This window comes from Alteromonas sp. ABH4_457, from assembly GCF_056160625.1.
Map to the genome: position 1 here is coordinate 486,069 of NZ_JBSWXN010000004.1, position 18,246 is coordinate 504,314.

At 41.8% G+C, this 18,246-nt stretch carries 15 protein-coding genes; 11 read left to right on the forward strand and 4 right to left on the reverse strand.

The window, feature by feature from the left end; genetic code table 11:
- Window positions 1-9 precede the first annotated feature (9 nt).
- Genes ACXAGR_RS12320 through ACXAGR_RS12330 form a run of 3 tightly spaced genes read right to left on the reverse strand, consistent with a single transcriptional unit; the run spans window position 10 to window position 2,802 of the window.
- Window positions 10-1,062, reverse strand: a complete 1,053-nt coding sequence (locus ACXAGR_RS12320; protein WP_474850642.1) for a hypothetical protein — start codon at window positions 1,060-1,062, stop codon at window positions 10-12.
- Window positions 1,037-2,245, reverse strand: coding sequence for a hypothetical protein (locus ACXAGR_RS12325; RefSeq protein WP_474850644.1), 1,209 nt, complete (start codon window positions 2,243-2,245; stop codon window positions 1,037-1,039). The genes ACXAGR_RS12320 and ACXAGR_RS12325 overlap by 26 nt, the downstream gene beginning before the upstream one ends.
- An 8-nt stretch (window positions 2,246-2,253) precedes the next feature.
- Entirely contained in the window at window positions 2,254-2,802 is a 549-nt protein-coding gene (locus ACXAGR_RS12330) for a hypothetical protein (protein WP_474850646.1), read from the reverse strand.
- An 86-nt stretch (window positions 2,803-2,888) separates the two neighbouring features.
- Here ACXAGR_RS12330 and ACXAGR_RS12335 point away from each other — a divergent pair, with 86 nt between their 5' ends.
- The 5 genes from ACXAGR_RS12335 to ACXAGR_RS12355 all read left to right on the forward strand — a co-directional run bounded on the left by ACXAGR_RS12335 (window position 2,889) and on the right by ACXAGR_RS12355 (window position 8,365).
- Complete coding sequence (locus tag ACXAGR_RS12335; RefSeq protein WP_474850648.1) at window positions 2,889-3,353, forward strand: hypothetical protein; 465 nt, start codon at window positions 2,889-2,891, stop codon at window positions 3,351-3,353.
- Complete coding sequence (locus tag ACXAGR_RS12340; RefSeq protein ID WP_474850650.1) at window positions 3,338-3,676, forward strand: hypothetical protein; 339 nt, start codon at window positions 3,338-3,340, stop codon at window positions 3,674-3,676. The genes ACXAGR_RS12335 and ACXAGR_RS12340 overlap by 16 nt, the downstream gene beginning before the upstream one ends.
- Window positions 3,677-3,697: 21 nt before the next feature.
- Window positions 3,698-5,920, forward strand: coding sequence for a helicase-related protein (locus tag ACXAGR_RS12345; RefSeq protein WP_474850652.1), 2,223 nt, complete (start codon window positions 3,698-3,700; stop codon window positions 5,918-5,920).
- Window positions 5,921-6,468: 548 nt separating this feature from the next.
- Window positions 6,469-7,611: a PD-(D/E)XK nuclease family protein gene (locus tag ACXAGR_RS12350; RefSeq protein ID WP_474850654.1), complete on the forward strand. Its 1,143-nt coding sequence runs from the start codon at window positions 6,469-6,471 to the stop codon at window positions 7,609-7,611.
- A 106-nt stretch (window positions 7,612-7,717) separates the two neighbouring features.
- Window positions 7,718-8,365 (forward strand): hypothetical protein, encoded by a 648-nt coding sequence (locus tag ACXAGR_RS12355; RefSeq protein WP_474850656.1) that lies wholly within the window; start codon window positions 7,718-7,720, stop codon window positions 8,363-8,365.
- 17 nt (window positions 8,366-8,382) lie between these two features.
- Here ACXAGR_RS12355 and dnaE read toward each other — a convergent pair whose 3' ends face one another.
- The gene (dnaE, locus tag ACXAGR_RS12360) at window positions 8,383-12,120 is read right to left on the reverse strand and encodes a DNA polymerase III subunit alpha (RefSeq protein WP_474850658.1); all 3,738 of its coding nucleotides are present in this window, start codon (window positions 12,118-12,120) and stop codon (window positions 8,383-8,385) included.
- 78 nt (window positions 12,121-12,198) lie between these two features.
- On the opposite strand from dnaE, the gene ACXAGR_RS12365 reads away from it, so the two are divergent.
- From ACXAGR_RS12365 to ACXAGR_RS12390, 6 genes are all read left to right on the forward strand, one after another.
- Window positions 12,199-13,497 (forward strand): replicative DNA helicase, encoded by a 1,299-nt coding sequence (locus ACXAGR_RS12365; RefSeq protein ID WP_474850660.1) that lies wholly within the window; start codon window positions 12,199-12,201, stop codon window positions 13,495-13,497.
- Window positions 13,498-13,530: 33 nt separating this feature from the next.
- Window positions 13,531-14,253, forward strand: a complete 723-nt coding sequence (gene dnaQ, locus ACXAGR_RS12370) for a DNA polymerase III subunit epsilon (RefSeq protein ID WP_474850662.1) — start codon at window positions 13,531-13,533, stop codon at window positions 14,251-14,253.
- Between the two features lie 797 nt (window positions 14,254-15,050).
- On the forward strand, window positions 15,051-15,815 hold the full coding sequence (locus tag ACXAGR_RS12375; RefSeq protein WP_474850663.1) for a division plane positioning ATPase MipZ: 765 nt from the start codon (window positions 15,051-15,053) through the stop codon (window positions 15,813-15,815).
- A 13-nt stretch (window positions 15,816-15,828) separates the two neighbouring features.
- Window positions 15,829-16,467, forward strand: coding sequence for a hypothetical protein (locus tag ACXAGR_RS12380; protein WP_474850665.1), 639 nt, complete (start codon window positions 15,829-15,831; stop codon window positions 16,465-16,467).
- Window positions 16,468-16,615: 148 nt separating this feature from the next.
- Window positions 16,616-17,653: a hypothetical protein gene (locus tag ACXAGR_RS12385; RefSeq protein ID WP_474850667.1), complete on the forward strand. Its 1,038-nt coding sequence runs from the start codon at window positions 16,616-16,618 to the stop codon at window positions 17,651-17,653.
- Window positions 17,654-17,678: 25 nt separating this feature from the next.
- Window positions 17,679-18,239, forward strand: coding sequence for a hypothetical protein (locus ACXAGR_RS12390; protein ID WP_474850669.1), 561 nt, complete (start codon window positions 17,679-17,681; stop codon window positions 18,237-18,239).
- Window positions 18,240-18,246: the final 7 nt, after the last annotated feature.

Below are 18,246 nucleotides of genomic sequence, written 5' to 3' on the forward strand. Positions count from 1 at the left end.
TGGCAGCATCTAATGTTTGTTTTCTATCTTGTTTTGTAATCTTGAAGCTAGAACCGTCTCCTGATGAAGGCTGGTTTTAAATTTTTCAACAGCTTGATGGACGAGGAACGCTTTCATCAGAGCTTTTTCCCGAGTTATTTGTGAGGGTGTCAACATATTTTTGTGTGCATATCTCTGGATATTGTCTTCGTTGTAAAAATCATCGGAAACCAGCTCCATGTTTTCGAGTTCTGAGTAGGCCGTATCTTCAGCTTTGAGCTTATAAGAAAGCTGATTTGCCATTGCTTGATAGGGAATGCTTGAGTGCATAGTCTTTGAGATGACCTTTGGGTCATTGATAAGAGAGTCTGGGTTGTAATCTTTTCTGTCCTCCATCCCGTCGTATGGAAATATTACAGACAGATCTGTCAGGGTCTGATTATACTCTTCTTCTGACAAGCCAGACGTACCCTTGTTTCCGACTAGTATCCTCTCTACAGGGGAGAAGTCAGAGAATGTAATGCCATTAGCTTCATCGGTCTCCCTCTCGATAAGCGTAATGTAATTATCCTCCTTTCGTGAAGTAGTGGATGTCATGGATGCTTGTAGGGCATCTTCGCCGGTGGCGCGAGTAATCGCTTCAGTTATGTCGCAGAGATTGCGATGATTAATCGAAAAAGAAAGCACTGAATTCTTACTTGGGTAAGTTTTTTGCGTGCCGTCTGCCTGTAGAACGGTGGCGCTTTGGCAAATAGATGGGAGTGGTGAGTTTTGCTCGGCCACTTCATGATCCCGAATAGACTTTTCCAGTCTCTCGTTGCTTATTTGTTTACTGGCACTTTCTGCCATTTTTGCAACACCGGTTGCCTCTTGCAGTTCCTTTTTAAGCATTCTTAATGCCTCGTTCCTCAATTCTTCCGTGATTCTATTCTGAATATCTGCATAGTCACCTGCCAGATTTTCAGTTAAGTTTAAAGGGTCTACCATGAAGTAGGTGTACCACGCTTGTGAAGGCATAGAAGCTAATAAGCTAAAGGCCACTACGCCTAGTTTTAGCTTAAATCTTTGTTTTGCATACTGCATCAGAAACGCCCCAGAGAATGCTCATGTTGATTTTACAGTTCTTCGTGAATTCAGCCTGATCAAATGTGATGGTAGAAACTTCATTAAAAGCCTTTTCTACTGCATCAGGCAGCATCTCGAAGAGCAACCTAGTATCAGGTAAATTACTATTTGTTTTTAGGTAGAATGCTTTTTTTTCCTCATCCATTGCTTTATATTCGGCAACAACGGTGTCATGAAACTCAAGCCATGTTCTGCCTAGTCTCTCCATGATAAAGAGTCTTGCCCTCTCTGCTGAGATTAGCACTCGCAACGTCCTGTTCTTTTTAAAGATCGCGTCAATTTCCGCACTGATTAGTGACTCTATTTTTTCAAGAAGACTATCTTTTTTTCTTGGGTAATCATTGAAGCCCAGATCATATTTCTCCATTCTGTCCCAAATGGTGCCACTGGACAGGTTGAGATCTCTCATTTTGCTATCTAAGTTTTTTTGGGTGTATTCAAACAAATTGTGCATTACAAATCGGGCAACAGTATCGAGGGCGCTTGTAAACAACACATGTCTCTTGTTTATGTTGATGGACTTGTTCCAACGTGTGGCTAGTGTTTTTGTCATCTCTATCACTATGCTGAGATAGCTTTCTACAGAAATACCGTTAAATTCAGCACTTATTGTGTGGTTAAAGTACAGAGTGTAAGGAAATAGTACGCTCTTGATATGCATGGCGACTTCTGGGGATGAAAATTCATCCTCTAAAACCACAACGCCATCAAGATTAGTTTCAAGCAAATTTTCAAAAAGCTCAGGGTCATCGTTAATGTCATGAATTGGCTTTCCATAATTATGTGATGCTGTTGCAATAATTGAGACCTGTCTCAGCATAACATTAAAGTAATACAGGTGAGTCAGGTTTTTGAGATTGTAGTCAAGTTTTGTTGCCAGCTTTCTTGTCAGTGAAAGGTTGTCAGTCAGTCGCTCTGATACAAAAGGAAGATCAGAAGGTGTCATCCCCTTTATGTAAAAAGAGTGCTCTATTTGCTGCAAAGAGGCGATGAAACGATATAGCTGTATATCGCTTTGCCTTTCCTCTTCTGGCTTCTGGCTGCTTGGATTCTTAGCATCACTTTCATTCAATGAGTCGATAATATCTGTATCGACCCAATCAAACTCCTCTTCTAAGTCCAACTCTACATCTGTTCCCATATTTTGACTCAGTTTATTTCGAGCTGCTGATTATGCTCAAGAATGCGATCAAGTGTTATGCCTGCACTTTCAGAGAAGTCTTTTAGTGCTGATGCTACAAGAAGTTCATTTGGCATCCATCTGACAAACTCGTCCTCTGGTTCGGTAAGACTGAATTCATTAAATTGCCTTAGTTGAGCGAATCCGTTCTTGTTCAGTATGCTGGTGCTGGTTACATACTGATAGATCTGCTTGGCCAAGCTTCCCTTGAGAACTTCTATTTCAGGGTAGCCGTATTCTTTCATTTGTTCAGGTGTCATATTGGCAGCTTTAACGCCAGTCAAAGTCTTTTCATCTACAGCAAAACCACAGGTATACATCCTTTTTCCATCAAGAAGACGTGACACATTATCTGCCCGCATCATCAGTCTTGGGAGCCACATGTCTGGTAAAGCCATGGCGAGTGCGTTCACGCCTTCGATTACCTGACCATCATCCATTATTTTGAGCTTATCAAGTCCGAGGCATTTCATGGACTGCTGAAAGCTGTCCTGAGCCTCTTGAATCTCATTGTTCATCGATAAATACCTGTCTATATAATAGTTGCTTTATTTTAAATCAAAATACATCTAAAATAAACGCCATTCTAAGAGGTATATACACTATGAAGCAAGTTGTTGCATCTAAAGACAAATATGTAGTTGCTCTCATGCATGAGCTATCGCCATATATTGTAGGGCTTGGTCGAGGCAAGCTTAAGTACACGTATCTACTGGAGCCATATTTTAGTGCTACGGTAGGTATGGAAGTTTTTGGTGACAAGATCTGCCTTGGGTTTCATCCGGTGTTGTTTAATCTAATGCGTGAGATTCGCTTTTTTGGCATAACTTACATCAAGAATCACTCAGCACTTTTTATTGTTGTTGATATGGGAGATGACATTCATACTGCGCATCCCCTAGCCTTTCGCATCTACGTTAGGAAAGAAAGGGTAAAGCTTCTCGAAAAATTTAATCGGGTACATATTGTCAAAATGCTTGGTGATAATGATTTTAGCCTTCGTTCAAGAGACGATGCATTTACTCTTGATATCAGGCCTGAGAGGAAATTGGTATGGGAAGACTACTGATCTTTATATCATTAATCTTGCCGCTGTCGGTCGCGTGTGCTTCAAGTATGGATGGTCTTGCAAAAGAGTCCGGTATCGCAGAGAGTAAGGTTGTGGCCTTTGTAAAGTCTGGCCTGAATGAGTATCAGGATGATGAGATAATACTGGCGTGTTTAAAGAAATCGACAGATGATGAGAGAACAGCTGTTTATGCTATGTTTAATTATATCATGTATAAAGACACTCAGTCTCAAAGTGTGTCGGCAAAGTCTCGCAAAGAAGTTTATAAGCACATGAAAATAAATAGATTTGCAAAAAAGTCGATAGAATATTGCATGTCCTGAGTGCGGCGCTATAATAACCTAATGACTACGGATAATTTAGATATACTAAAAGTAAAAGAAGAGCTTAAGCAACTCGGCCTTTCCGAGCTTCACGAGCTTTTGTTTTACCTTCCTATTCGGTATTTTGACTTCACCAAAACAGTCTCGCGTACTCGCGATGGGTTGGATGTTGATGATGCCGTGTTTTTTCGCGCCAGAATAACCCGACCTTCCAAAGTGAAGCCGCGCAGCCAACAGAACCGCGTAGCCAGTGTTTGTGTGTATGCGAATGATGGTTATGAAGACTTTACTATCAATGTATTTGGTGACATCTGGGACTGGAAGGATCTTGAAGTTGGTAAAGATATCTTTGCGATGGGGAAGGTATCTTTATGGGAGGGTAGGGTGACTGTGAAGTCAGCAAAATATGTACCCTCTCACAAAACTAACGGCATTGTTCCACAGTACCGAATTAAAAAGGTTAAAGTAGGTGGAAAACAGTATGATTTATCGTCAGACCAGATTCATTATTACATAGGTGCTTTTTTTACGTCATCCCTGACCAAGGCGTGCATGGAGCTTTGTAATTACGTTGGCCTTCTTGAATCAGATATCATCGAAAAAACTGGTGTAGATATACCTTCTCTGAAGGAGTTTTTTAGATATCTGCATTTTCCAAAGAATAATGAAGAGGTCTCGAAGGCTACCAAGGCCATAACTGCAATTCACGCGCTCAAGGTTATTTCTGATGCGTCTGAAAGTCGTGCTCTTTATCCGTCAGAGCAGAGTGTTATCAATATACCTGTTGATGTTGTCGCAGGTCTGGTTAAGAAGCCTCCATTTAGCCTTAATATTGAACAGAAGAGGGCTATTTGGCAAATAATGGAGAAGTTGGCCTCTCCCTACCCTTGTGATCACCTCCTTTCTGGTGATGTGGGGTGTGGTAAGACAATAGTTTATGCGGTCATAGCTGTTGCATCTCAGATGGTGGGGAAAAATGTGGCTATTATGATACCGAATCTCCCTCTGGCTACTCAGGTAAAGGATGAGATATCAGGAACTTTTGATAATGCAGATGTTGAGTTCGTTGAAAAGGGTTCGGACTTAGCATTTGACGTAAATAAGCGGAACCCTATTCTGATAGGAACATCGGCTCTTCTAAACTGGATAAAGAAGAATAAGGGTTATCAGCCAGATCTTTTTATCATAGATGAGCAGCAAAAAACGGGAACTTCTCAGAAAGACTTAGTGTTGCATGATAGCTTGAATATTATAGAAGCTACTGCCACAGCTCTTCCCAGAACACTTATGTTAGCAATGCTCGGCAAGAAAAGTGTTTCAAAAATTGAAAATCCTCCTGTTGAAAAAGACATCGAGTCTGTAGTTTCCTTTGCAGATTCTCGACGTCAGATTTTTAATGACGTCAAAGAAGAGGTAAAGAAAGGCAATAAAGTATGCTTCCTTTATCCACTCAGAGAACAGGCTAATGAGGTTACTATCAAGATTCAGAGTATAGGTTTCTGTTGGCACTCTCTCTCAAAATTTAACTTACGAAATCAGATTAAGAAGGTAGAGTTTGTATATGAAACAAAGCGAGAGTTCGCAACTATAGCCCGTATTTCTAAGGATTCTGACTCTTTCAACCCGATTCCTATAGAAACGATTGTCATCAAGCGAGACCAACAGGCCATTGACTCTCTCCGTAACTTTCTGGCTAATATGAATGTGCAGAATTATGTAAAAGACACGGCTTCTGATGTATCTACAGCTTTTGATGAATGGTCAAAGATTTATCCGGATAAGGTGGTAATGCTGCATGGTGGTCTTTCGAATGATGATAAGGTGTCTGCTATCAGAGCTGCAAAGTCAAGCGACAAGTCCATTATTATAGCGTCTTCGATCATTGAGGTTGGCATAACAATACCGAATCTCACGCTGTTGGTTGTAGTTGATCCTGAGAATATGGGAATTTCAACTCTGCATCAGATAAGAGGTCGTCTGGCACGTCTTGGGGGATATGGTAAGTTTGTTATGCTCCTTAAGGCTTTGAGACATGAAGTCGATGAGGATGCCATTATTCGACTGCGTGCCATTGAAAAGTTTAAAAAGGGAAGTGAGTTGGCCGAACAGGATATGCTAATCAGAGGCTTTGGAGATGTTTCAAACGTTGGTGTATCTCAATCTGGGCATCTTAAGTCACTATTTAAAGGAATCAAACTCCTTCCAGAAGACATCTTTGGCTTCATAAAAGAAAAACTCGGCTAGTTTGTAGCGAGATATCAGTACTTTAGAATACTTCTTATAAATTCTAATTAAAAAACGATCTACATTAGTTCTCTACATAGACGATCAATTAACCGTAAGGGGCAAGTTGATCGTCCTTTCTCTATGATTTTCAGAAGGTTTCTCAATCTACCTTCATGGTATTGTATACCTATTTATACCTATAAATGGAGATCCCTGCTTTTTACTTCCTCTTTTTAGTGCATAATTACAATTAACAGGACACTTTTGAGCAAAATTCGGGTCATATTTTTATCGTTAGGCGTTTTTTATTTATACTTTATGCTTATATTTGGGCTGCATTTAGGATGCTAGCAAAGAAAAGCAGGCCCAAGCCTATGATTAAAAACACATTTTCTGACTTAGGTATAAATTGGATAAAATTGGCCATTTATTTGATTTTTTTTTGTGAAGTATTATTATAGCTACATACACAACAGAACATCACACAGCGGATGTACTTTTACTCTATTGCATAAACTATTAATTGTATTTTTAGTATGTATTTAAATAGGCCGAAGGAGGCCGTTATGACCCGCAGAGCAGACTCGAAATTAGTAAAGGCAAAACGTCAAGTTATCCGACTTGCGCATCAACGTGATGCTATTGCTGCGGAACTCTCCACATATTTGGATTATCCGTATGCACCGGCAGAATGGTCTGATATTACTCCAGAGTTATTCAGAGATGACCCTGATCTTGAAAGAATTCACGAAGTAACTGAGAAGCGCTATGAATTGGCTGCTCAGTTGGTTCAGGAAAAAACAACTCGACGTTCACTCAGTACGCTGATTGATAGTGGTTCTGCCACCCCTTCGCAGGTTAAGTCCTTTAAGTCCAGTAAGGTTAAGATCAGTGCTCTTATCACTGAACTTAACGACCTGCCTGACTTAGGTGAATCTTTTGCAGGATGGGAAGCGCTGCCAGCTGAATTTAAACAAAAAGGTGTTGGTCACCCGAAAATCACCGCTGAAGAGCGTTATGCTCAAAACCGCTCAGAGCTTAATATGCAAATCGCAATTGTTAATGCGGAAGAGCGTAAAGAGGCTGAATTTTCGCAAAGTGGAGCAAAACTTTCGACAATTGATTCTATCCTCGCGGAAGAGAAAGAGCTAGTTGTAAACGCGGGACGTAAGTCATTGGATGGCCCAGTGGCAGAAATCGAAGAGCTAGAGCGCAAAAAACGCAGCACTCTTGCGATGATCGAAGATATCGAAAATGAGCCTGATAATGTTGTTCAGAAAGGTCGAGGCAAGCGTAAGCGCCCGAAAGCTGTTCGCTTACAAGAGAAGCGTGATCAGATTGCAGGAATTGTTGATGCTATCGCTAAGATTGAATCTGAGCTGTCGCCTTTAGAGTTTGGGATGCGTCACAAGCGTGTTCTTGAACGCGAACGTCGTTATGCAAAGGCAAATGGTGATAAGAAGCTCTTAAAGGACGTTAATAAGCGTCTTGAGAAACTAGAGCGTGCTATGAAGTCTCGTGAAGATGGTAATATCTCTGACAAGCAACTTATGAGTCGTGTCGTTCCTATGCTTGAGGCTGCCACCGTGACTGTTGACAAATCAGTTGATGAGGTTCTGTCAGAAACTAATGCTAAAGAAGTTGACACGCAAGCTGAGCAGTCTTCTACAGTGGATATCATGGATGATATGGAATTCCCAGTGTACTGATTGAGAAAGCTTTGAACTGAAAATCGAAAGGGGGCTTGGCCCCCTTTTTTCTTGCTCTTTTTTTGCTCGGTAGTATCATAGCTATCTAATTACGGAGTATCTATATATGAATTACATGCAGTACAAATTGCTGCGCGGAAAGTGGAAAAACTTGTTTGATTTTTACTGCCTGCATAAGGATGAAAATTCCTATCTCAGTCCATTTAAGCTCGACTACAACGAAAGGCTTCTGAAGGTTTTCCTTGATGACCAAAAGAGCAAGCGTTTTAGAGGGAAAGACAAATATGAAGATCTGGCAAGAGGACTTTTAAAAGAGTCCGAAAGAAGTCGATTCATAAGAAACAAAGAAGGTATCTCCTATGAGTCGATGAAGGCTTCTATAGTAGACTCCATGCCAGTAGTGGGTGTTCACTATCAGCAAATGGAAGATGGATACAGATACCCTGCACTATTTATAAAGCTCTCTATTGGATCGGCCTATCTCAATAAGGATGAGATTGATTTTATTGACACTGCGTTACCGTCAAATGTGGACATCGACCTTGCCAATATCACTGTTCATATTGCACACATTCCTATTCACAAAAGAAAGCCTATTAACGAAGAGGTCATTCATCGCTGGGCGGTTAAGAAGGCGATACGTCAGTTTGATATTTATTACGCAAAGGTGCATGACAATACACCCCCCAAACTATCACTGAAGACAAAAGTACTGGATTTATTAGACGACTTAAAAATGAAGTATTTTCAATAGAGTGGGCTTTGCCCACTCTATAGTGTAAGTCCGAGAGTTTCCTGAGCTTCCCTGATTGCAGTGATTGCTCTTTTTAGTTCCATTGAGACCAGTTCTTCGTCTGCTTTGTCGAACTTTATTGCTCCACCGCCCATTTTCTTGCTGTCGGAATTATCCTTGAAGACCATCTCGTATGGCTCATTAATATCAGAGATAAGCGATACTTTCTTCATAAAAGCATCATTAATATTTCTCCCCTGCCCTACAGGCAAAATTTCACCATCCGGTTTCGATGTGTCGCGGATACCTATTTTATAAGTGCCTTTTTGCGTTGTGCTTAAAAGCTCCCGCATGGCATTTTTCTTTACTTCATTGCTCAGGTCTATATTGATAATAAGAGAGTGCATGTTTTGTTGCCTTACCATCTCAATATCTTTGACCCCGATAGCTTTTCTCCATACTCTGCCGCTTTGTGGGTTGAAAGATGAGATGCTGGTAATGCTCAACACTTCGTCTTTTTCAACTAAGTGGTATATTTCATTGTAGAGCTTATTGTTAAGCCTGAATTTAACCTGACCAGTGCCATCGTCTATAGTGACCTCTGCGGTTTGTCCTTTTTTATTATTTTTAACAAACTTGTCGATAACGGCCCCCGTAACGGTAGTAGCATTTTTCCCGTTGTCTTCACGCTCATTAGCAAGAATATCTTCTCCGCTGATATCCGTCAGTTCAGAGATTGATATCGATTTGGTTGACTTGATCTCTGGCTGATAGTACTGATTAGGGTGACCTGACATGTATGTACCAAGATATTGTCTTTCAAGCTTAAGTAGCTCCATGTCGGTGCTTGCGTTATCAATATCAGGATTTGCTCTGATAGCCTCAAATTCACTCATTGCTTCCAAGTATGCATCCTGCTTGTCATTACCCTGAAGAAGGTCGCCAGTCTGGTTGGCTTGAAGAGCTTCTGATTCTTTCTTTTCTATCGCCTTTATTCTGTCCTTATACTTGCCAAAAGCCTTATGGGCATGCAGGTAGTAAGTGTGCATCTCGTTCCTTGAATCCCCTAGCTCGTCCAATGCACCGGAGTAAATCAAAGCTTTGAGTACAGTAATTGATGGCCGTGTTCTTATCATGACGTCCATCATATTTTTGTATGGCCCATTTGCCTCACGGTCTTCGATTATTTTTTTAACGATTCCCTCGCCAACTGATTTAATACCTTCTAAGCCATAGAGGACTTCACCTTCGTTAGTCACGCTGTAGTTCGTTCTACTTCTATTAATACTCGGGGGTAAAATCACGACACCGTTTTCTTTGGCGTCATGCATATATTTTACTATTTTGTCGAGGTCGTCTTTATCAAATGACATAATCGATGCGTAGAATTCGGGCTTAAAGTGACTTTTTAGATAAGCAGTGTGAACAGTTTCGACTGCATATGCTGCGCTGTGAGATTTGTTGAATCCATAGCCAGCAAATGTCTCCATCTGATCGAAAACAACTTTAGCATCATGCTCTGATACGCCGTTTTTAACTGCCCCTTCAGTAAACATATCGCGCTGCTTGATCATCTCTTCTATTTTCTTTTTGCCCATTGCTCTTCGCAGTAAGTCGGCCTGTCCGAGGCTATATCCGGCCATGATTTGCGCTCCCTGCATAACTTGCTCCTGATACACAAACACCCCGTTAGTGACATCAAGGATCTGCTCCAAGCTTGGGTGCGGGTAGACAATTTTTTCGATACCTTTCTTGCAGTTAATAAAAGTGTCTACCATTCCGGCTTGCAGGGGGCCGGGCCGGAAAAGTGCAACTAGTGCAACAATCTCTTCGAAGTGTTCCGGATTCAGGCGCTGACATAGGTTCTTCATGCCCGAAGATTCAAGCTGAAAGACACCGGTTGTATTACCTTTAGCAATGGTCTTATATGTCTCTGGATCATTGAGCGGAAAATCTTCTGCTTTAATCATCTTGTCGGGATTTCTTTCGTTCCAAAGGTCTACAGCCATTTGCACGACTGAGAGTGTTTGAAGTCCAAGAAAGTCAAATTTTACCAGACCAGCTTTTTCAATATCGTCTTTGTCATGCCCTGCAACAGGCGGAGCGTCTTTATGTTCTTTGTAAATTCCAGCGTAGTTACTTATTTTGGTAGGTGATATGAGTACGCCGCCAGCATGTTTTCCTACTTGCTTTGTCACCCCTTCTAACTTCATCGCGTGATTCATGATTTCACGAATGTCTTTATCCTCCTGCATTAATATCTCTAGTGCAGGAACCTGCTGAATCGCGTCCCTGAGCTTAATTCCGGGGGTTTCAGGAATAAGTTTGGTGATTCTCTGTCCGAGATGAAAAGAATGCCCCATAACGCGACACACGTCCTTTACGGCAGATTTTGCTGCCATAGTCCCGAATGTAATGATTTGAGACACAGCCTCTTTGCCGTATAGCTCTGCTACGTGTGCAATTACTTTGTCGCGATTAGTTTGGCAAAAATCGATATCGAAGTCGGGCATAGAGACTCGCTCAGGATTTAAGAATCGCTCAAATAGGAGGTCATACTCTAACGGGTCAAGATCCGTAATCTTAAGCGCATAAGCTACTAAAGAGCCTGCGCCAGAACCACGTCCCGGCCCTACTGGAATGTTATTGGCTTTACTCCACTGGATAAACTCCATAACGATAAGAAAATAACCCGCAAACCCCATATTGTTTATGACTTCCAGCTCTACATTGAGTCTATCCTCATACTCCCCCCTTTTTGAATCGCGGACTGATTTCTCTGGGAAGAGTTGAACCAGTCTCTCTTCGAACCCCTGTTTTGCCATTTTGACGAGATAAGACTTTTCATCGTGGCCTTCTTCCACGGGGAATGGGGGGAGGTCGATATTATAGAGGCCAATTTCCATGTTGCATCGTTTGGCAATAATTTCCGAATTGGCAATGGCGCTGGGAATATCAGCAAAAAGCTCTTCCATCTCAGCGGGTGTTTTCATGTATTGTTCTGGTGAGTACATCGCAGGAGACTGGCGCAAGCTTCTAAGGGTTTGCTTTAACATGATAGCAGTGCGTATTTCGTGCGATTCATAATCTTCTTTTTTCAGAAATCTAACATTGTTGGTAGCAACAACTGGGATTTGTAATCGTGCAGCCATACTTGTTGCGGACTCAATGTATTCAGCCTCATTAATAGCCCCGTATCGCTGAAGTTCGATAAAGAAATTGCGCCCGAAAGAAGTTTTTAACTTGTTTGCGTATTCAGTTGCTGCATCAGAGTTTGTTAGTAATAGTTCGCATAGCTTTGAGTTGTTGCCGCCCGATAGGACAACTAAGCCCTCTGATTTTTCAATTAGCCTATCCAGTGGGATGTGCGGGTCTTGCCCTGCTTTTTCCTTTGTGTCCTGAGATTCTGTAATTAACTCAAGTAAGTTTTTATAGCCAGTGTTGGTTTGGCAGATGACTGGCAGAATGTCCGAACCATACTCCGTATCTATAAACAAGTCTGCACCGATTATAGGCTTCATTTTGCTGCCACGGGCTTTTTCAAACAGCTTAATTGCCGCATAAGTATTGTGAATGTCCGTTACGGCAATCGCTTTATGCTCCTTGGCGAATTCACTATTTGTGATGTCAGACACCCGCAAGGTAGAGTCCCGCAGGCTATGGTCGGTATGAACACGTAGATGACAAAATCCCATAATAACTCTGAATATAATAACCATTAAATTAGTTGACGTATTATACCAGAAGGCTTCTTTAACAAACAACAATCTGGTCATTTAATTACTTCATCTATATTCTTGACTTATTGTTACGTTTGTGGAGAATAACCTGCCTCTTACGGAGTATTTTACGCTATGCAACTCAACAACAACATCAACACAAAGCTTATTCGTCTTGCTATAGAGGACTCAGAATGCCGTAGTATTTTGTGTACTTCTCTTGGTGATAACTTCTTCAAGGGGGTTGAGGCGAAGGCCTTCAAGACTATAAAGCACTGCTTTACCTCCGGCTTGCCACTTGATTTCGCGATCTTTGAAAGCGAAATGCTTCGTCAAAATGTCAGTCCTAACTTTGTATCGTCTGTTTTTTCGGAAGGTGCTCATCCTGATAGCGTCTTCGGTTATATTGAGGCCGCAAGAATGCGCTCTTGCGCCACAGGTCTACATGCATATAAGGGTAAAATTGATAAGATTATAAGCGAGGCGTCTAATAAAGATGCTCTTGTCGATTTTGCAACCAAAGAGCTTCAAGCTGTCTTTGAAGACTCTGGCATGCAAAATGATGATGTAAAACCCCTTAAAAGTTCTATCTCCCCTCTCCTTTCCAAACTCGCAGACCGTGCGGCTTCGAATAAGCCTACACTTGGATTGTCGACTGGTATTCAGGAGTACGATCAGCTGACTGGCGGGCTAATGCCTACTGATTTGATTGTAATAGCTGGTCGTCCGTCGATGGGTAAAACGGCCTTGGCACTGTCTATGATATATAATTCTATCAAGCAGGGATTGAAGGGCTTGTTTGTCTCTCTTGAAATGCCGTCAGAGCAGCTTCTGTTGCGATTGATGTCTATGCGAACGGGAATTGATCAGGATGTTTTAAAGTCAGGTAGATACAGTCAAAGACAGCAGCAGGCTATTTCGGAAGCCTTTGAGTGGGTCGAGAATGAGATTTCGCTTTATGTGACAGAAACTCCTCAGCAAACATTTTCACAAGTAAAGAGAAAGGCTACTGCTCTTCATAAAGAAGGTAAATTGCATTATCTGGTTGTTGATTACGTAGGAATCATGGGTGTGTCGGACACCAATACCGACAACCGGACGCTTCAGATTGGATTTATAACAGCAGGACTTAAGGCTCTTGCTAAAGAACTTGATATACCTGTCATCTTGTTGGCGCAGTTATCAAGGGATTTGGAAAAGCGCGTTGATAAGCGTCCTATGATGTCTGACTTGCGTGAATCAGGGTCTATCGAGCAAGATGCGGATCTCGTAATTTTCCCTTACCGTGATGTCGTGTATAATGATAAAACTAAGGAGCCTGATAAGGTGGAAATTATCGTAGCTAAGCAGCGAAATGGCGCTACCGGAACGGCTTTGGCAAGATTCCATGGGCCAACTACTATGTTTACCAGTTATCAGCCCGTCGTACTTTAAGTTGGTATTTATTTCTTTAATTTGGGTATTGCAATGATTTTTCAAGATGATGAGTTCGTAGTTCTGGATACCGAGACAACTGGCTTAGAGCCAGAGGCTGGCCACAAGATCATTGAGTTTGGTGCTGTTAAGATTGTTGGTGAAGTTACTGAGGAAGAACTTCAATTCTATATCGACCCTCAGCGCGAGATCCCTGAAGAGGCAACTTCTGTTCACGGGATGACTAGGGATGATTGTATCTCCCTTGGCGGTGGCAGGGTATTTAAGGATATCGCACAGGATCTGTGGAATTTTCTTCATGGCAGGGTTCTTGTTGCTCACAATGCAAACTTCGATATGTCATTTTTAGATCATGAATTTGAAACTGTAGGTTTCGGACATATCTCTCCTCACGTTAAAGTAATTGACACATTAGGCTATGCCAATGGCATTTTTCCAACTCAAAAGAACAACCTTGATGCCCTTGCCAAACGTTATGGCATAGATAATTCTGCTCGCGAATTACACGGCGCATTGCTGGATTCTCAAATTCTAGCTGAAGTTTTTCTTGCTATGCGGAAGTCTCAGAAGCACTTGCAAATGTCTGACGTCATCAAGTCAACAGATGCAAAGGTACGTACTTTTGATTTAGCCGAAATCGTGAAGCCTATTTCCAAAGAGATCTCCCTCGCCCTCCCTGTCGCAAGTCTTGATGACGAGGATGAGGTTGCTCATAAGCATTATCTGGGTAAATTGGATTCAGAGTTAAGCTGGTAATATCGATAAGTAACTTTTGAGTTCTAATGGCGGGTAGCTTCGAAGTATTGTTGTCTGCCTTTTAAACCTTATATCTCTTCAACATTATTCTAGGGTCAAATGCAAAGTATCTACAGTTGGATTCTACGCTCACATACTCCCTAACTTTGTTTAGTGACTGTGTTCTTTCTGCCTTTACACCCTTTCTGTCTCTACATTCAATCTATCTGCATATTGCTTTCAAAGCTACATCTCAGTCAAAAATAACCTAGCCATACATAGAGTGCATAGCCAATTAGATATTATCTATGTGGTTAGTGTAACAAGTACTTCAGTTCGCTTTGTATTCCCCACACAGCGTCATTACGCACATAACATATGACCTGCAAACGCATACTAGCAACTAGACACCATCTTTGTGTTACCCCATTAAAACCACTTTGCACGCACCGACCAGTTAAACAGCTTCCGAATCCCGATCACACGGAACTTACTCTGCACACATACTGCACATACAATACCAGCACATTGCTAGTACATTGCAAGTAATTAGCTAACAATAGTACATTGCGGATAAACTCTACTAGCACTCACTGATTACTTAACACCCTCTTGACTTCGTATCGCTTTTGTTATTATATTTATCCTAACAACAACAAGATTGCAGATTCATGTTCCACTCACATGCGTGTTCAAGTTAGATTGCATTCAAAAAACATATGCAGCGATGCTGAACGCACAGGTGTAATAAGGTCACACTGAATTCACTTACAAAGATTAAACGATAATAATATGCTTATAGGGAGCGCGTTATGGGGATGACAATAGTAGTAGCAGGACAAAAAGGTGGTAGCGGCAAATCGACTACAACGGTGAATCTCACATCAGAGCTACTATATCTTGGGTACAACGTGGCTGTAGTGGATACTGATACGAAGCTGGGTGCTTTCTATTGGGGTGAGAGAAGGCTGGCATTCATGGACTGGCTTACCACAGGAGAACTGCCTGAAAATGATTTTATCACTGAAGATAGAATCTCTATCCTGCCAAAGTCAGTAGAAAAAAATTGCAGAATGTTGCTTGAGAACGGCAAGTTTTTAATGCCTGACACATACTCATTTGCAGAAAAAACAACCGTTAAAAATACTCTGCCTAGTATTATTAACGAGCATGACATAACTATCATAGATACGGCTGGTGGTGACACTCAACTAAACACATATACTTGTCAATTTGCAGACTTAGTGCTTGTTCCATTCAAGCCGTCAGCATTTGATATGGATACAATGCCTGAAGTCACTGATATGTTTGAGACCTTGCAGAATGCAAGTTTCTGCCAAACTATACGCTCTGTTTGTAATGAAAAATCAAACAATAGTAATGATTATAGCGCAAAAGAATTTGCAATGATGTTAAAGCTATACCCGATACTTTCAGAGCAAGTGCAGGGTTTGTCTACTTATAAAGCCTATAAAAATTGTTTGAACTACGGGCTTGGAGTTAGGGAATGGGATCATTCAAAGGCGAGGGCTGAGGTTAGTAATCTCGCAGCGAATGTAGAAAGTATCCTAAAATCATTATAATGGGAGAGAGCAAATGTCAGCTTCAAGAAAACCGAACAATGTAAGACACTTAGGAAAAAGAAGGCCGCCTCAGAAAGCAAGAGACTCTGAGGTTAATGATGAAAAGAGTTCAGAACCTCAGAAACAAGGGGATATAGAACCTCAGACTCAAGAGGATATAGAGCCTCAGGGTCAGGAGGATGCAAAGCCTCTGAATGAAGGAGATGTGGAACCTCAGGGTCAGGGGTCGAAGCGTTTCAATAAGCCGCCTGTAGAAGCACCAGATGAAGCAGATGCGCCAGCGCACAAGGCTAAACTTATAAACGCTGAAGATCGCGATGAGCCGAGAGAACGTCCTACGGAAGGTGAGGCTTTGCCTCCTCGTGAGTTGTTTGCAGAAGAAGCGAAAGATATAAGTCAGTATTCTCTTGAGTACCCAACCTCGGATGGCCAATTTTTGCTATATTTGAATCAATTTGAAAAGGCGTGTCTTCATCTGATTAAAAAGCAATATAAGTTACGTAGCATGCAGGAAGTACTAAGAAAGTTCTCCCTTAATCAAGCAGTCGAATTGTGCTTGGAAAAGTTCAAGATCACAGAGGCTGATGTTAAAAATGCATACGAAAAGGGTCATATTGACTGGAAGAGTAAGAAGCGTAAACGCCAATCATAAATTTCAATGCACTAAGATGAGGGTTGTCAGCGGGCAGCCCTTTTTTGTATCTAAAATAAAGTTATGACATCCGATAAATATACAACATTTTAATTCCATATAGGATGCTGCTTTGATAAGATAGGCTCCGTTTAAGGAGTATTTTATCGTGAAAAAATTTATAGAGGCATTGCAAAACGGCGGTGTTGTTCCAGTTGGTATGGATGATGGTTTTGACGAATCAAAAGTTGTCCTGCCAGATGGTAACAATATTCGCGTCCCATCTCTTGCGCGATCTGGCGCAATTGAAACTGTTTCCATTGATGATTCTGTCCAGAAGACCTTTGTTTATGAGACAGGTTCGGGTGTTTATACAACTGGGGAGATTCTCGAAAGCGACAGTACGGCGTTTGATGATTATCCGGTAAGTGGTATGAACAGGGCTATTGTGTCTCATGCACTTCGTGTGGCAGGCCTGAATATTAATCATCAGTTGGCTGTATGCTCAGGGTTGCCGCTGAAAAGAATCTATCGTGGCTCTTCGATCAATAAGGCGTTGGTGGCTGCAAAAACAGCAAACCTCAAACTCAATGATGTTAAGTCAAAAGACGGGTATAAGCTTCCTGTTATTGCTCAGCATATTGTTATTGCTGAAGGTCTGGCGGCTTGGTTTGATTTTGTTATTGAGCGTGATGCTGACGGTAAATTGATAAGGAATGCAGAGAACTATGCAAAGCGAACGGCCATAATTGATATTGGTGGGAAAACTACTGATATCGCCGTCGTTCAGGCTGGTGCTTTGGACTATGATCGCTCAAGCACTATTGATTGTGGCATGCTGAATGTAAAAGACAAAATCCGTGAAAGTATTTTTAATGATTTCGACGGGGTTGAGCTTACAAATGAGCAGGTATATACGGCGCTTCACGAGGGCAGGGTGAAGATGTTTGGTAAGTGGGAGGGTGTTACGGATGTTGTGCGTAATGCGGAAATCGACATCGCCAACAGAATTCATTCTGAGTGTAGCCATAAGTTGAAAAAGGCGGCTGATATTGATGAGGTCATTTTTGTGGGTGGCACTGTTAGTAAAATCGAACCCCATCTTGATGGCTGGTTCCGCCAGCAAAGAATTGCAGACGAGCCGAACTTCGCTAATGGACGCGGAATGCAAAAGTACGTCGAGCTAATGGTAGCAAAGAGCAAGTAGATTTGTTCTTTGATGGGGTCTTGCTATGCGGCATCGTTACAGCGTCAATCTCTACAGTGAGTTCGCAACAGATCGGCAAATAGCTGATTTGTTATCAGGGCTGGATAGATATCGGAGGCAAGAAGTTTTGCGTTCGATGATTACGGCAGGCTATGCAGCCCTTTATGGTGGTGGAGCGTCACCTGCGCCTCTCTCGCCGACATTTTCATATAAGCCCGACAACTCAGCTCAAGAGTCAAAAGATAAAGCCTCACAGCGGCATACAGGGACTCAAGATGGTCGGGTGCCATCATCAAATGTCTCGGTAGCGTCCGATCACTCTGAGAGCAGGGAGATTGAGAAGGGAAGGGTAGAGTGTGAAGAAAAAAATCAGCAGCAGGCTGGTGGTTCTTCTGCTTATCCCGACAGAGATAAACTAAATATACAACCTATTATTTCAGAAGTAACTGATGTAGAATCTTCCTCTGCTGTGGCGGATATCGAGCATGAAAGGACTACAGATAAAGAAGAGCGAGGCAGTAGTATTTCTGAGCAGGATGAATTTGATCCTTTGGCTAATTTCGAGGACATGTTTAAAGATATTTAGTTACAGT

Bases quoted from the DNA above. Each gene is read 5' to 3' on its own strand.
- ACXAGR_RS12320 (WP_474850642.1), bottom strand. From the start codon at position 1,062: ATGCAGTATGCAAAACAAAGATTTAAGCTAAAACTAGGCGTAGTGGCC.
- ACXAGR_RS12325 (WP_474850644.1), bottom strand. From the start codon at position 2,245: ATGGGAACAGATGTAGAGTTGGACTTAGAAGAGGAGTTTGATTGGGTC.
- ACXAGR_RS12330 (WP_474850646.1), bottom strand. From the start codon at position 2,802: ATGAACAATGAGATTCAAGAGGCTCAGGACAGCTTTCAGCAGTCCATG.
- ACXAGR_RS12335 (WP_474850648.1), top strand. From the start codon at position 2,889: ATGAAGCAAGTTGTTGCATCTAAAGACAAATATGTAGTTGCTCTCATG.
- ACXAGR_RS12340 (WP_474850650.1), top strand. From the start codon at position 3,338: ATGGGAAGACTACTGATCTTTATATCATTAATCTTGCCGCTGTCGGTC.
- ACXAGR_RS12345 (WP_474850652.1), top strand. From the start codon at position 3,698: ATGACTACGGATAATTTAGATATACTAAAAGTAAAAGAAGAGCTTAAG.
- ACXAGR_RS12350 (WP_474850654.1), top strand. From the start codon at position 6,469: ATGACCCGCAGAGCAGACTCGAAATTAGTAAAGGCAAAACGTCAAGTT.
- ACXAGR_RS12355 (WP_474850656.1), top strand. From the start codon at position 7,718: ATGAATTACATGCAGTACAAATTGCTGCGCGGAAAGTGGAAAAACTTG.
- dnaE (WP_474850658.1), bottom strand. From the start codon at position 12,120: ATGACCAGATTGTTGTTTGTTAAAGAAGCCTTCTGGTATAATACGTCA.
- ACXAGR_RS12365 (WP_474850660.1), top strand. From the start codon at position 12,199: ATGCAACTCAACAACAACATCAACACAAAGCTTATTCGTCTTGCTATA.
- dnaQ (WP_474850662.1), top strand. From the start codon at position 13,531: ATGATTTTTCAAGATGATGAGTTCGTAGTTCTGGATACCGAGACAACT.
- ACXAGR_RS12375 (WP_474850663.1), top strand. From the start codon at position 15,051: ATGACAATAGTAGTAGCAGGACAAAAAGGTGGTAGCGGCAAATCGACT.
- ACXAGR_RS12380 (WP_474850665.1), top strand. From the start codon at position 15,829: ATGTCAGCTTCAAGAAAACCGAACAATGTAAGACACTTAGGAAAAAGA.
- ACXAGR_RS12390 (WP_474850669.1), top strand. From the start codon at position 17,679: ATGCGGCATCGTTACAGCGTCAATCTCTACAGTGAGTTCGCAACAGAT.